At 47.7% G+C, this 15,055-nt stretch carries 12 protein-coding genes; 3 read left to right on the top strand and 9 right to left on the bottom strand.

Features of this window, described 5'->3' with window-relative positions; translation table 11 throughout:
* Nucleotides 1-18: 18 nt before the first annotated feature.
* The 6 genes from holA to ACESON_RS08585 all read right to left on the bottom strand — a co-directional run bounded on the left by holA (nt 19) and on the right by ACESON_RS08585 (nt 8,516).
* On the bottom strand, nt 19-990 hold the full coding sequence (gene holA, locus ACESON_RS08560; protein WP_373109235.1) for a DNA polymerase III subunit delta: 972 nt from the start codon (nt 988-990) through the stop codon (nt 19-21).
* 70 nt (nt 991-1,060) lie between these two features.
* The gene (locus tag ACESON_RS08565) at nt 1,061-3,406 is read right to left on the bottom strand and encodes a DNA internalization-related competence protein ComEC/Rec2 (protein WP_373109237.1); all 2,346 of its coding nucleotides are present in this window, start codon (nt 3,404-3,406) and stop codon (nt 1,061-1,063) included.
* 46 nt (nt 3,407-3,452) lie between these two features.
* Entirely contained in the window at nt 3,453-4,391 is a 939-nt protein-coding gene (locus ACESON_RS08570) for a GerMN domain-containing protein (RefSeq protein ID WP_373109238.1), read from the bottom strand.
* 12 nt (nt 4,392-4,403) lie between these two features.
* On the bottom strand, nt 4,404-5,861 hold the full coding sequence (locus tag ACESON_RS08575) for an ATP-binding protein (protein WP_177960222.1): 1,458 nt from the start codon (nt 5,859-5,861) through the stop codon (nt 4,404-4,406).
* Nucleotides 5,851-6,744, bottom strand: coding sequence for a DegV family protein (locus ACESON_RS08580; protein WP_373109239.1), 894 nt, complete (start codon nt 6,742-6,744; stop codon nt 5,851-5,853). Before ACESON_RS08580 ends, ACESON_RS08575 begins: the two co-directional genes overlap by 11 nt.
* A complete protein-coding gene (locus tag ACESON_RS08585) occupies nt 6,741-8,516 on the bottom strand; it encodes an ABC transporter transmembrane domain-containing protein (RefSeq protein WP_177960224.1) in 1,776 nt (591 codons plus the stop codon). The genes ACESON_RS08580 and ACESON_RS08585 overlap by 4 nt, the downstream gene beginning before the upstream one ends.
* A 187-nt stretch (nt 8,517-8,703) precedes the next feature.
* On the opposite strand from ACESON_RS08585, the gene ACESON_RS08590 reads away from it, so the two are divergent.
* Nucleotides 8,704-9,456 carry a hypothetical protein gene (locus ACESON_RS08590; protein WP_373109241.1) on the top strand — a complete coding sequence of 251 codons (753 nt, stop codon included), beginning with the start codon at nt 8,704-8,706 and terminating at the stop codon, nt 9,454-9,456.
* 99 nt (nt 9,457-9,555) lie between these two features.
* Here ACESON_RS08590 and gpmI read toward each other — a convergent pair whose 3' ends face one another.
* The 3 genes from gpmI to ACESON_RS08605 form a co-directional block, all read right to left on the bottom strand.
* The gene (gene gpmI, locus ACESON_RS08595; RefSeq protein WP_177960225.1) at nt 9,556-11,097 is read right to left on the bottom strand and encodes a 2,3-bisphosphoglycerate-independent phosphoglycerate mutase; all 1,542 of its coding nucleotides are present in this window, start codon (nt 11,095-11,097) and stop codon (nt 9,556-9,558) included.
* 265 nt (nt 11,098-11,362) lie between these two features.
* Nucleotides 11,363-13,327, bottom strand: a complete 1,965-nt coding sequence (locus tag ACESON_RS08600) for an aconitate hydratase (RefSeq protein WP_373109242.1) — start codon at nt 13,325-13,327, stop codon at nt 11,363-11,365.
* 140 nt (nt 13,328-13,467) lie between these two features.
* Nucleotides 13,468-13,935 (bottom strand): RraA family protein, encoded by a 468-nt coding sequence (locus tag ACESON_RS08605; protein WP_373109311.1) that lies wholly within the window; start codon nt 13,933-13,935, stop codon nt 13,468-13,470.
* A gap of 192 nt (nt 13,936-14,127) precedes the next feature.
* Between ACESON_RS08605 and ACESON_RS08610 the strand changes: the two genes are divergently transcribed.
* Entirely contained in the window at nt 14,128-14,769 is a 642-nt protein-coding gene (locus ACESON_RS08610) for a LysR family transcriptional regulator (RefSeq protein WP_373109245.1), read from the top strand.
* A gap of 28 nt (nt 14,770-14,797) precedes the next feature.
* Complete coding sequence (locus ACESON_RS08615; protein ID WP_373109246.1) at nt 14,798-15,037, top strand: LysR family transcriptional regulator substrate-binding protein; 240 nt, start codon at nt 14,798-14,800, stop codon at nt 15,035-15,037.
* Nucleotides 15,038-15,055 lie beyond the last annotated feature (18 nt).

Raw genomic sequence — 15,055 nt, forward strand, 5'->3', positions numbered from 1 at the left:
TTACATCATTACAGCCATTCAGTATTCCCGGGCAATCAAAAGTTCTACCGCCAGCCTGTCCTGAAGACGTCCGCTTTTTACCGCCTCCTCCGCTTCCACACACAGCTTCACGCATTCAAGAATCTGTTCTATGGAAAACTGGCGGGCCTGAGGCATGGTTTTTCCTACCACAAAGGGCTGCATCTTCAGGCGGGAGGCAATGCTTCCCTTATCCATTCCCTTTGCCATCAGCTCCTTAACCTGAAGGATCTGATTAAACTGGCGGGCAATGAGAAACAATATGCGCATAGGCGGCTCCTTCAAAGTAAGAAGATCCTCATACAGATCCATAGCCTTTCTTGTCTGCCTGTTTACAATGGCAGATACCATATCAAAAATCCGGTTAGTCACCTGAACAGTGCAGACTGCCTTCACATCATCGTCTGTAATAACCACTTTTCCCATAGTATAGCTGATGAGCTTTTCCAGCTCCATCCGGATATTTTCCATATTCTCTCCCGTCATGCTTAAAAACAGTTCCATTGTGCGGCCTGTAATTTTCCGCTCTTCTCTGGCAAGAATTCCACCGGCCCAACGGGCAAGCTGAGCCGCATCCTGACGCTGCATTTCCGCTGCGTATCCCAGCTCCTTTACCCTTTTGTACAGTCTGTTGCGCTTATCCACCTGACTCTCAGCAAAAATAATACAGGTGGTATCCGGCATAGACGGCAGATAAGAGGCCAGTTCCTCAGAAGAGGCTTTAAAAAAGCCGCTGTCTTCTACCAGAATCAGCCTTTTTTCTGCAAAAAACGGCATGGTATCTGCCTGACGGATCAGTTCGCCGACATCAATTCCCTTTCCCTCATATCGGGAAAAATTCATGGTATCATCGCCCAGAACCGCTTCCTTTAAGCGGTTTTTATAGCTGTTTACCAGAAAGGTTTCCTCTCCGTAAAGCAGATAAACCGGACGAAAACTGCGCTCCTTGATATCTTGATTTAATGTCTGCATGGTATCCTCCTGACTGTGCTTTTCCGGCACACTTCTGTTTCATTATACAGGATTATTACAAAAAAAGGAACTATTTCAGCCAGGTTTCCCAGCGCATCCTTTTTCCATCTGTGTAAAGCTCTACTGCCCCACAGCTTCTTGTCTCGTAAACCGTAATCCCCCGTTTCCTTAGTCGCTCCAGTACCTCTGCATGAGGATGGCCATACCTGTTTTTCTCCCCGCAGGAAATCACAGCCTGACCAGGCGAAAGAGCGTCCAGCCATGCTTCAGAGGAGGAAAAACGTGAACCGTGATGCGCCGCTTTCAGAACCTCTGCCTGCTCCCTCACCCCTCTGTTTTCCAGAATTGCCTGTTCCCCCTTCTGGCTCATGTCTCCGGTAAGAACCATATCAAAGGAACCATAATCCAGCCAGAGAACCAAAGAATGCTCATTTCTGTCTGTCTCCGGAGGCGCCCCTGCCTCCAAGCCATCCGGGTACAGACAGGTCAGACTTAAATTTCCCATCCGCAGACAGTCTCCTCTCCCCATCCAGAGCACCTGGCACTCTCGCAAAGCCGCCTGTTTGGCCAGTCTGACACAGGCTTCGTCCCCCTTGCCTGCTGCCGGCAGAACCAGCTTTCGAATAAAAACCCCGTCTTCCTGTTCCAGAAGCCAGGAAATTCCGCTGATATGATCCTGATCCCCATGACTGACAATGGCATAATCCACCGCCCCAATTCCTCTGCTTTTCAAAAATGGCTCCAGACAGTATTCCCCCAGATTCTTCTGATCACTGCTTCCGCAGTCGGAAAGAATCACTCCCTGTCTGGTCTGCAGGCAGATTCCATCCCCCTGTCCCACATCAAGGAAGGTTACGGTCAGCCCCCTTGCCGGAAGGGGAAATAAAAGAAATACAGCCGCAGCCGGAAGCATTTTCTGAACCATACTTTTTTTCTTTCCATTTCTTTTCTTTCCCATCCAGAGACAGGCGCTGAGAATTCCATAATACAGGCCAAGCTGCCAGAAAGATGGACGTCCCAGAATCAGGCTGCTTCCAGGAAGCTGCTCAAATAAGCGGCAACACCAGGCATACCAGTCCAGAATCAGTCTCCCACCTCCAGCCGCAAAGCGGGGAAGAGCTGCTCCTCCTTCTCCTGGCACAAGACCAAACAAAATCGCAGCTCCACCGGAAGCAACTACAAGTCCCATGAGAGGAACGGTTATGAGGTTCAGAAAAATTCCGTACAGAGGATACTGAAAAAAATGAAACAGAATTACAGGAAGAGTCACCAGCTGCATTCCGCCGCTGATGCACAGACCAGAAACGTTTTCCTGGCTGTCACCCTGCTCTCCTTTCCAGAGCGCCGCCAGCCCTGGGGCCGCCGCACCAATTCCCAAAAGCGCCCCAAAGGACAGCTGAACGCCAGCCTGACATACCAGAAAGGGACTGTCCCAAAACAGCCACAAAGCTGCCAGAGCCAGGGATGTAAGCAGATCCGGAGTTCGCCCCAGAAAGGCAGCGCCATAACCGCAAAGAGCCATAATCAGCGCCCGGACAATAGAAGAAGAACCTCCTGCCAGAATTCCATAGCTGACCAAAACACCTGTTCCGCATATTCCAGCCAGGCCAAAGCCTGCTCCAGACTTTCTGAGCAGGCCGTAAACAGCCATACTGACCAGTGATAGATGAAGTCCGCTGATTGCCAGAAGATGGGCAATCCCATTTTTCTGATACAGGCTTCTTACTTCCTCTGGAAGACTGCTTTTATCTCCCAGAAGCAGCGCCCGGAAAATTCCTCCGTCTTCTCCTGCTGCCTGGTCAAGCACTTCTCCTGCCTTCTCTGACAAGTAAAACAGGCTCTGACGGTACCAGTCTGTCCTTCCTCCGGTCACGCTCCAGTTCTCTGCGAATATCCGGTAAGAGAGCTTTAAGGAGCAGTAATACAGCTGATAATCAAACTCCCCTGGATTCCGGGAACGGTCAAAGGCCGAACAGTCTCCTGACACCAGAATCATCTGCCCTGCCTTCGGCGTCTTCTGGTTTTTCCTTTGTTCCAGATATACCTGGAGCCGTTTCAGAATCTTTCCCTGCGCCCTTTCCGGCCCCTTTTTCACAGCCGCCTCCCCCAACTCCAAAACCAGCCATTCCTCTTTCGGCACTATTTTTTCTACCCTTCCCTCCACCGTAATCCGTTCTCCATCCAGGTTCAGTGAAATCTCCTTCTGAAAGGCACTCTGCCCCTGCCAGGCCCGGAAACCTCCTGCCAAAAGAAAAACAGGCAGAAGCCATAACCACATGCTCCTGCCTGATATTTGCAGACTTCCCAGAAAGCCCGCTTTGGGCTCTCTGCTTTTTCCAAACAAAATCAAAACTGCTGCAGCGGCCGGCAGTCCTGCTGCCAGCATCTGAAGCGCCGCGCCCCGTTGCAGGATCAATACCTCTCCAAGTACGAATCCTCCTGTCAAAAAAAGCAGCGGTCGTTTAATTTTCTGTTCCTCCTACATAATCAAGATTTCTTTCAAACATGGTATTCAGGGAAATCGTATCCCGAAACATCACATCCTGGGATCCATTTACAGAAATCTGCACCCGGTTTACCGAAGGCTGGGTTGCCAGAGAATTGACAATGGAATAGATAGGAATATAATCCTTTACCTCCAGGGAATTATTCAAAAAACTGCTGTCCACATTGATGTAGCACACATTTTCATTCACTGACACATTGAGAATCTTTGTACCGCTCTCCAGAGTTGTCCGCAGCCAGGGCGTGGACGGCCCGCCAAGCAGCTCCTCCAGAATCATTTTCTCAACGGAGGTATTGATATTGTGCATCACACTTCGCTGCTCCGGATACAGCTTTTCTCCAAATTCATCTGTAAAATACAGAGTCAGCTCCGTCTTTTCATAAGTATTGACGTCGGAAATGCTGTCTGCAAAATCAGAATCCGAAAGCATTCCCACAGGCATTCCTGTGCTGTCCAGCAGCGGCTGATCTCCAGAATAAATACTGATGTAGTCAATGCCGTCTACCTGAGTCAGTGTTTTTGTCAGAGCCGCCCTGCAGAGAATCTCCCGTCCAGGGCTCATGCTGGTGTAATTGTTGTCAAAAAACAGATACAGCACCATGCCTTCCTGCCTTGCCCCCTGGCAGGCCACCTTTTCGGAAATCGGCACCTGGGCATCCAGATCGGCCGGAACATTCATCAGAGCATCCAGAAGCTCCTGAACCAGAGTATCTGAATCCACAGTCATCGTCCGGTATTCTCTGGTCACCATGCGGGTCGCAGAAGGATTCAGATAATAGATCTGATAGCTTCTCTCCCCTTCTCTTAACGGCTCCTGCTTCTTTCCGCAGCCGGAAGCCCAGACAGCCAGCAGAAGCAGAACGAAAATCAGCTTCCTTTTCTGTAATTGTTTCATGTCCGCCTCCTGCTATACAATATATTTCAGGGGAATCCGAACGGTAAAGATGCTTCCTTCCCCCTCTTTGCTGGTCAGCTTGATTGCACCCTTGTGCATAAGAACTACATTCCGCGTAATGGCAAGCCCCAGTCCGCTTCCGCCGGTTTCTCTGGAACGGGCCTTGTCCACCCGGAAAAAGCGGTCAAAAATCTGATCCTGCATCTCCTCCGGAATTCCAATACCAGAATCCGCCACCTTCAGATAAAAGAACTTATGATCCGCATCCACTGTAACCCGGACCCAGCCCTCCTCTATGTTATATTTCATGGCATTTTCCACCAGATTGGTGATCACCAGAGACAGCTTTGTCTCATCCACATCTGCCGTTACCTGCCGGATACTTTCGTAGATCAACTCCACCTTCCTCCGGTTGGCGATGGGACGAAGACGCTTTAATACCTGCTCTACCAGCTGATTAATATCCACATGAGCAATATTCAGCTCTGCCTCTGATTTGTCCATCTTCACCAGAGACAGCAGATCGTCAATAATCTTGCCTTCCCGGTCAATCTCATCAGAAATATCCTCCATAAATTCCCGGTACAGCTCTACAGGAACCTCTCCCATGCCCATCAGAGAATCTGCCAGAACCCGAATCGAGGTAATCGGCGTTTTCAGCTCATGGGACACATTAGAAACAAACTCCTGACGGGACTGATCCACAGCCCGCAGCTTCGACAGTGTCTGTCCTACCGTCTCGGAAATTTTGCGGGTTTCCAGATAAACATCTGCCGTAATGTCCGTATCCAACTCTCCCTGGTCTACCAGCTTTAGTTTTTCCAAAAAATCCCGGAAGGGACGAACCAGACAGATGGACAGAGCTGCTGCCAGAATCAAAAGAATTAAAAATACAATGATCTGAAACAGAAGGGTCTTATCCCCAACTCCCTCTGACAGAGAAATAATCGGTTCCGTAGATGCGCTGATCACCAAAACTCCGTTTACATTCTTATCTGAGGAAGCTGCATATATGGGGATTGTCTGCACAAAATAATGTTTATCCTTGTTGTAAATGCTGCTGCTCTCTCCCTGGAAGCAGCGAAGAACCTCCTCTGCCACATTCAGCCGTTTCTCTGCAATATGAAAGGTGTCCGTCACAATCCGAAAATCCTGGTTTACCACCACAATCCGGCCGTGATATACATCTGCCAGGGTCTCAATTTCACTGTCCATACCTCCACGCATTTCTCCTGTCAGATACCCCATCCGCGCCATTTTACTGGCAAGAATACGGCAGTGGTTCTGTACCTCTGTCATACGGGAGTCAATCTGACTCTGGCGCATGGAATTCAACATAGTCTGAGTTCCCAAAACCATGGGAATCATTCCAAAGGCCACCAGAAGCACGGCAATTACCACCTTCAGACTGACCGTTTTCCGAAACCTCTCAAAAAAGTATCGTTTTTTTCCTCTTTCCTCATTTTCCATAATGGCTTCGCTCTGCCTCAGCATCAATTTTCTTTGTAACAGCTAGAGCCAGCGCTCCTGGTCCGATATGGCAGGCAACACTCAGGGATAAGGGATCCATATGAATCTCCTGTACCTGCGGAAACTGCTGACGGATTTCCTGCTGGAACTCCTCCGCCATCTCCTTCTCACAGGTATAAGCCACCTCCAGCCAGCATTTCTCCGCTTTCGGATCATCAAACCGCTCTTCCAGATCCTTTGCAACAGCGGAAAGCATCGTTGTCTTTGCCTGCTTTACCGTTCTTGCCTTGGAAAAAGAATCCAGCTTTCCTCCCTGAATCTGCAGAACCGGCTTAATTCTGAGAAGCGTTCCCAAAGCTGCCGCAGCCGGGGTGATTCTTCCGCCCTTTTTCAGATATTTCAGAGTATCCACCATAATATAAATACTGGACTCCCGGGCTTCTCTTTCCAGAATCTCCTTAATCTGAGCTCCGGTCAGCCCAGCCTGAGCCAGCTTTAAAGCATCCAGAGCAGACTGATACTGAGTAACGGAAATTCTCTGATTATCCACCACAAATACACGTCCCTCAAAATCCTCTGCAAGCATCATCGCTGTCTGGCAGGAGCTGGACAGGGCACTTGACATGGGGATGTGAACAATTTCATCATAGGACTGCAAAAGCTCACTCCAAAGGTTCATAACTATCTCTGGAGATGGCTGAGAAGTGGAGATCTCTGCGCCCTCCACCATTTTCTCATAAAACTGCTCCTGAGTCAGGTTAATATCTTCCTCAAAAGTCTCCCCATTGATCATAAACGGCATGGGAATCACAGAAATTCCAATTTCTTTTGCTTTTGACTGGGTAATTCCGCTATTGCTGTCCGTTACAACTGCAACCTTCATCTCACTTCTCCTTCCGGCAGGTCCTCTGAGGTCTTGTCCTGCACTGACATATATAATTGATAATACATTCCCTGTTTTTCCAGAAGCTCTTCGTGGCTTCCTTCTTCCATGATTTTTCCATCAGACAGCACCAGAATCCGGTCTGCATTCTGAATTGTAGTCAGCCGATGGGCAATAGTTACTGTCGTTCTTCCCTGGGCCAGACGCTCCAGAGACTGATTTACCAGATGCTCGCTTTCATTGTCCAGAGCTGAAGTTGCCTCATCCAGAATCAGAATTGGCGGATTCTTCAGAAATACTCTGGCAATGCTGATGCGCTGCTTCTGCCCTCCCGACAGCTTCACGCCGCGCTCGCCTACATAGGTATCATAGCCATCCTTCAGTTCAGAGATAAACTCATGGGCGCCTGCCAGCTTTGCAGCTGCAATAACGTCCTCCCGATTTGCCTCTGGCTTTCCATATGCAATATTGTCATACACGGTACCGGAAAACAGGTACACATCCTGCTGCACAATTCCGATTCCGGAGCGAAGGCTCTGCAGAGTAATTCCTCTCAGATCCCGTCCGTCAATTCGAATGGTTCCCCCCGTTGTGTCGTAAAATCTGGGAATCAAATTACATAAAGTGGTCTTTCCACCGCCGGATGGACCTACCAGAGCAATCTTCTCTCCTGGCCGGATATTCAGATTAATATCATCCAGAACCGGATTGTGATCATCCGGATACTCAAAGCTTACATGCTCAAACTGGATTCCTCCCTTGACCTGATCCATGGGCTCTGCTCCTGGCTCGTCCAGAATCTCCACCGTAGAGTCCATAATCTCCACAAACCGCTCAATTCCTGTCATACCTCGCTGAAACTGCTCCGCAAACTCAATAATTCTGCGGATGGTCGCAAGCAGAGTTGTCACATACATGGTGTATGCCACCAGATCACCTGGGCTAATCAGGCCCTTTACCATGAAAATGCCTCCGGCAAGAATCACCACCGTGTACATCAGTCCGTCAAACATACGGACTGTATTCTGGAACGCAGCCATATACTTGTAGGTTTCCCGCTTAATATCCAGAAATGCCTGGTTATCTTCCCGGAATTTTTCAATTTCAATATCCTGATTCGCAAAAGCACGGACAACCCGGTTTCCCAGAAGGTTATCCTCGATTTTGGCATTCAGCTCACCAATCTGGTATCTCTGACGCTTAAATGCAGCCCGCACCTTCAGATTAAAATAGGTGCAGGATACTGCCATAACCGGGATAAAGGCAAAAATAATCACAGTCAGCGGAAGATTGATCCCTGCCAGAACGGCAAAGGATACTATCGTCTTAATTCCTGCGATAAAAAACTCCTCCGGACAGTGATGGGCAAATTCTGTCACATCAAACAGATCGCTAGTGATCCGGGCCATAATCTGACCCACCTTTGTATTATTAAAATAACTGTCCGACAGCTTCTGCAGATGCTCAAAGGCATCCTGCCGCATATCTGTCTCAATTCTGGCTCCCATGACATGTCCCGTATAAGCCATATAAAACGCCGCCATACCGTCAATGATCCGCAGACCAAAATAAACCAGGGCAATTCTGATAATCATGCCTGATGTAATGGAGGCAAGATCCCGCATTCCCTCATTGGTAATAAATCGGAGAATCATAGGCAGAACCAGCTCGCAGATCGTCGTCAGCGATGCGCAGAACAGGTCAAAAACCATGACTCTCCAATACTTTCCATAGTAGGGAACAAACCGCTTCATCAATTCTGAAGTTTTCATTCCTTTTTCCTCTGTTTTCTTTCCTGTATAGATTTTAGATATAACTAGATGTACTCTTCATTGTAGCCTATTTTTCCAGGAAAGGGAAGCGGTATTTTTATAATTTTAATCACGTCCAAGCTTTTCTCTAACAAATGTTTGGCTGGACGAACCTGAAAAACTGCACTATAATTAAGAAATAATACAAATGAAAAAGCAACACAGGGAGGAATTTATTATGCCTTATTGCCCCAAATGTGATATGGAATTTGTTGACGGAATGACCGTGTGCACTGACTGCGGCGGACCGCTTGTAAGCTCTAAGGAGGAAGCCCAGGCCATAGCCCGCAAAGAGGCCGAACAGCTCCGGCGCGAGCAGGAAGCCCAGCTGGCTGCCCGTATGGAAGAAGCTGCTCTGGAAGAGGATCTTTTGAGGGCGGCTGGACAGGAGACCTCCTCTGAACAGAAAAACCACAGGGAGCCTGCCCGCGTCTATGTTAAAAAGGCTCAGCGCTATGAAGATCTCCAGTCCTCTTCCTCCGCATTTCTGCTGGTAGGAAGCATTATGCTTGCAAGTGGGGTTCTCTTCTGGCTGGGTGTCATTCCCATGCCTATAGCCGGTTTTTCCGGAATCATTACCAAAACTCTTCTCGTTGTCATGGGCGCTGCCGCTCTTTATGTGGCCTTCACCTCGTCAAAAGATGCCAAAAAGCTCAGCAGCCAGATTGCTCAGGAGGAGGAAACTACAAAGCAGCTGATCTCCTGGTTTGTTTCCGAATATACAGGAGAACAGCTGGATCAGAAAATTCTTTCGGAATTCGGTGAACTGAGCCCAGAGGAACTGAGCCTGAAGCGATTTGAACTGATTCAGGATCTGCTTGTTACCAACCACGATCTTCCGGATCCCTCCTATGTGGATCTGCTTTCTGAGGAAATCTACGGAAAACTTTATGAGGACTAACAAAAAGGCGCTGCAGACAGATAAATCATTCACTGTCTGCAGCGCCCTGCTTTTTGCCTTGTCAGGCGATTTTTCTTTTTTCAAATTCCGCTGAACGGATTATTTTACCAGAAGAGATTTTCCGGTCATTTCCTTCGGCTGCTCCATGCCCATCAGCTCAATCAGAGTCGGAGCAATATCAGCCAGACATCCGCCCTCTCTCAGCTTGTAAGCCGGATCTGCATTCACCAGAATAAAGGGAACCGGATTGGTGGTATGTGCAGTAAATGGCTCACCAGTTTCATAATCAACCAGCTGCTCTGCATTACCATGATCTGCACAGATGAACATTACACCGTCCATCTCCTTGACTGCATCTACTGCTCTTCCAACGCACTCATCCACTGCCTCAATTGCCTTAATTGCTGCTGCTTCAACACCAGTATGGCCTACCATATCCGGATTTGCAAAGTTGATGATAATTACATCATAGGCTCCGGACTTAATGCACTCAACCAGCTTGTCACATACAGCAGGTGCGCTCATTTCCGGCTTCAAATCGTAGGTTGCAACCTCCTTGGGAGAAGGAACCAGGATACGATCCTCTCCTTCATTTGGCTCCTCAACGCCGCCGTTAAAGAAGAAGGTTACATGTGCATATTTCTCTGTCTCAGCAATCCGGGCCTGCTTCAGGCCGTGAGCAGCCAAAAACTCACCAAAGGTATTGGTAATAGACTCTTTTTCAAATGCAACCAGCTTATTTCCAATGGTTTCATCGTAATCGGTAAAGCATACAAAGGTAGTCTTCACTCTCTCACCGCGATCAAAGCCTGTAAACTCATCATCACAGAAAATGCGGGTCATCTCTCTTGCCCGGTCGGGACGGAAATTGTAGAAAATAACAGAATCTCCGTCTTTGATGGTTGCTACCGGGGCACCGTTTTCCATCACTACCATAGGCATAACAAACTCATCAGTTTTGCCGTTATCATAGGAAGCCTGAATTCCTGCAACAGCGCTCTCTGCCTGAACGCCCTCGCCCTTTGTCAGTGCCTTATAGGCAATCTCCTCACGATCCCAGTTCTTATCTCGATCCATTGCATAGTAGCGGCCTGCTACAGTTGCTACCTTACCAACGCCCAGCTCAGCCATCTTGGCCTCCAGAGCTGCTACATAATCTTTTCCAGATGCTGGAGGAGTATCACGGCCATCCAGGAAGCAGTGTACATAGACCTTGCTCAGGCCATTGCGCTTTGCCAGCTCCAGCAGACCATAAATATGAGTAATATGGCTGTGAACGCCGCCGTCAGAAACCAGTCCGAACATATGCAGAGCAGAATCGTTCTTTTTGCAGTTTTCTACTGCTGCCATAAATGCCTTGTTTTCAAAAAAATCACCATCCTGAATGGATTTGGTAATACGGGTCAGCTCCTGATAAACAATACGTCCTGCACCCATGTTCAGATGTCCTACCTCAGAGTTTCCCATCTGTCCTTCCGGAAGACCTACTGCCATTCCGCTGGCCTGTCCTTTTACGAAAGGACACTGACTCATCAGCTGATCCATCACTGGGGTTTTTCCTTCACAGACAGCATTGGCCTCACACTTGTCGTTTAAGCCGTATCCGTCAAGAATCATTAATACCACCGGTTTTTTGCTCATTGTGAATTCTCCTCTTATTTATTTGTAACGATTCAGGATGGCCTTGCCGGACAAAAAGATGCCCTGTCCTGAATTGCTACTATTTTATGATCGGTTTCCCGATCCGCTTCCATAGTTGCTGCCATCAGTGTTTGTCTAAAAACTGACGATCCGCGTCTATTGTACTTCATTTAAAATATTTTTGCAAGCAGGAGAAGAAAAAAAGAGCAGGTGATTGCTTCGTATTCCGAAATTCTTTCACCTGCCTGGTTCTCTTTTCTTTTTACTAAATCACTCCCATTTTCTTCAGCTCCTCTTTCAGATACCGAAGCTGTCCGCCGCAAAGAATTACCTCTAATTCGCTGTCAGACAAATCTAAAACGGCCTCAAAGGAAAAGTCTCTGGTTCTGTCCTTTACCAGAACTCTTCTTTCTGCAATCTGCTCCCGAAGACCGTCGATTTCCAGCTCATCCATCTGATCAATCCGGTCATAATCTGCCGGATCCGCAAACAGCATGGGAATAATTCCGTGGTTTACCAGATTTCCCTTGTGAATCCGCGCCATACTCTTTGCAATAACAGCTTTTACCCCCAGGTACATGGGATTGATTGCCGCATGCTCACGGGAAGAACCCTGTCCATAATTTTCGCCTCCGATAATAATACTCTTGCCCAGTTCTTTTGCCCGTGCTGCAAAAGCAGGATCGTAGCGGTGATAACAATATTGACTCATTAACGGAATATTGGAACGCATACTGGAAAATTCAGCGCTTGCCGGAGTAATATCATCTGTTGTAATGTTATCCACAGTTTTTAAGCTGACCTTACATTCCAGGTGATGCTCCGGAGCATCTGGAATGGGAAGGGGCGCAATCCCAGGCCCACGGATAATCTCAACCTTCGCTGCATCCTCCTGAGGAAGGGGAGGAATCAGTTGGGAATCATCAATCGGATACTCCTCCGGTTCCCGAATCGTTTCCAGAATTCTAACACTCTCTCCCAGAATTTCCTCTGCTGTAGAGAATGTTCCTGTAATAGCACAGGCTGCAGCGCTCTCCGGGCTTACCAGATACACCTTTGCCGTCGGGTTTCCGGCCCTTCCCTTAAAGTTCCGGTTAGTTGTGCGCACTGCCACACCATCCGTTGCCGGTGACTGTCCAATGGCACAGCATGGTCCGCATGCCAGCTCCAGCATACGTACACCTGCATCCATCAGCATTTCTATATATCCATCTCGCATAAGCTGCTTGTAAATCTGCTTGGAGGAAACTGCGCAGGTACAGCTGACATCCTCATGAACATGATGTCCCTTCAGAACCAGAGCTGCTTTTGCAATGTCCTTGTAGCTTCCGTTGGTACAGCCTCCGAGCATTACCTGCTGTACTTTTTTCTTCTCCACCTGTCTGATGGTTGTTACATTGTCCGGCTGATGGGGACAAGCAATCAATGGTTCAAGGCTGCTAAGATCAATGGTAATCTCTCCGTCATATTCACAGCCCTCATCTGCCTCCATAGGAACAAACTCATCCTCTCTTCCCTGAGCCTTCATAAATCTGCGCACCAGATCATCTGCCGGGAAAATAGAACTGGTCGCACCAAGCTCTGCCCCCATATTGGCAATCGTTACTCTGTCCTCTACCTCCAGCTCCAGTGTACCAGGACCTGTGTATTCATAAATTTTTCCCAGTCCGCCTTTCACCGTATTGCGGCGCAGCATTTCCAAAATCACATCCTTGGCACTGCACCCCGCCTTCAGCTTTCCAATGAGATTTACACGAATAATCTGCGGCATTTTCAGCCGCATCGGCACCCCCGTCATAGCTGTTGCAACATCCATTCCACCTACACCAATACACATCATTCCAATGGAACCGCCGTGAGGCGTGTGGCTGTCGCCACCCATAGACAGCTTTCCGGGAGCGCCAAACCGTGCAACATGTACAGCATGACAGATGCCATTTCCCGGTCTGGATACATAAACTCCGTATTTTTTTGCAACAGACTGCAGATAAATATGATCATCCGGTGTTTTATAATCCAGATACAACAGATTGTGATCCAGGTAACTCACGCTTGTTTCTACCTGTGTCCGATCCAGGCCAATCTGCTCAAAGGCCAGATACGTCATAACTGCGTTAATATCATGGGTTAATGTCTGATCCACCTTCAAGTATATTTCCTCTCCCGGAATCATTTCCGAGGGCTTTGCCAGGTGGGCTTCCAGAATTTTTCGTGATAAATTTTTTGCCATATTCCTTTTCTCCTTTTCACTTTTTAACCTTTTATCTATTCCCTTTTGATGCAGAATCCTCTTGAAAAATTTTTCTTTTGCATCCTTTTTTGTAATAATGAATCAGCTCTCCAACAGATACTTTTCGGAAATTTTTGGAATCACCTTTCCCGTTTTTTCATCTGCTTTATCAGAAGTTCCTGAAGCCTGTGCTTGCTTTCAGCCCGCTCCATAATCTCCTCCGCATCCTCCGGAGGAATCACAACCACGCCGTTTCTGTCTCCTACGATCAAATCGCCCGGACGCACCAAAATCCCACCGCAGCTTACCTCTGACTGAATGGTTCCCTGCCCGCTTTTTGCCGCTGTACGGCAGGTCAGTCCTTTCGCAAAAACAGGAAATCCTGCCTTTTCACATCCCTCTGCATCGCGGAATCCTCCGTCAATTACTACTGCCTCCGCTCTCTTCATAGAAGCGCAGATGCTGCGATGATCCCCCCAGTAAGAGCAATCACATCTGCCCTTCCCTGCAATCACCAGCACATCCCCCTTTTTCAGATGAAGAATCGCCTCTGCTGCCAGCGCTCCTTCTCCCGACGGAAGATCCACGGTTACTGCCGGACCGCAGATTTTATTTTGTGTCTATATTTATTATAGTTAATTTATTATCAACAGTAAAATACATATATTAGCATGATTATTATATATATTTATCTATACTTTTCTTGAATTTCAGCAAATACTCTGATATATTGCTCTGTATAGCAATATGCCAAGGCAAGGCATTGTTCTTGATTATAATAGTAGAAAGAAGGGAATTTCATGGATTTTCGTGATTTGCAGTATGTGATAGCTGTAGCAGACTGCGGAAGCATTACCGAAGCTGCAAAAAAGCTTTATATCTCTCAGCCGTCTCTCAGCTATATTATTTCAAAGATAGAACAGGATATCGGTGTACAACTGTTTTACCGGAAAAATTATCCCCTGACTCTCACCTACGCAGGAGAAAAATATGTAGATACTGCCCGGACAATTCTGCGTCTCAATGACAATCTGCGCCGGGAATTAGTGGATATCGGTCTTGGAGAAAAAGGACGGATCATTTTTGGGCTTCCCACAGAACGGGCTGGATATATGCTTCCCAGAGTCATCCCGCTCTATAAAAAAATGTTCCCTCAGGTAGAAGTTCAGATTTATGAAGCCATGTCTGACGATCTTTTGTCAGCACTTTTAAAAGATGAAATTAACTTTTACATTATTCCGCGGGATTTAAAGGATCTTCCCAGCGGTCTGCAGACAGAGTGTATTTACCGGGAAAATCTATATCTTATTGCTGCTCCCGGTGTTGTAAAGGAAGAGGATCTGGCAGATCCGATTCACAATATTGTTCGTGATGCATTTCTTCGAAGCCAGCCCTTTATTCCCATAAAAAAAGGACATGCCATTCGCAAAAAAAACGGATGAAATTTTCCGAAAAAAGAAAATATCCCCCATGGTTTCCATGGAGGTTTCCAGTTGTATTTCTGCTGTTCAGCTTGCCCATTCCGGCCTTGGAATCACCATAGTCCCCAGCCGGGCTCTGGAGGCTTTAGGTGGAATAGACTGCTTCTGCCGCTATCAATACGGGGAAATTCCCGATGCCTGGGATGTAAATGTGGTCTACAAAAAAGATTCCTATCTGGATCGGACAGAACGAGGCTTTATCGAGCTTTTAAAATCCGTATTTCCCTGAAACAGCCCGGGAAAACAG

The sequence above is a fragment of the Lachnoclostridium sp. Marseille-P6806 genome (assembly GCF_964238185.1).
Lineage (GTDB): Bacteria > Bacillota > Clostridia > Lachnospirales > Lachnospiraceae > Brotaphodocola.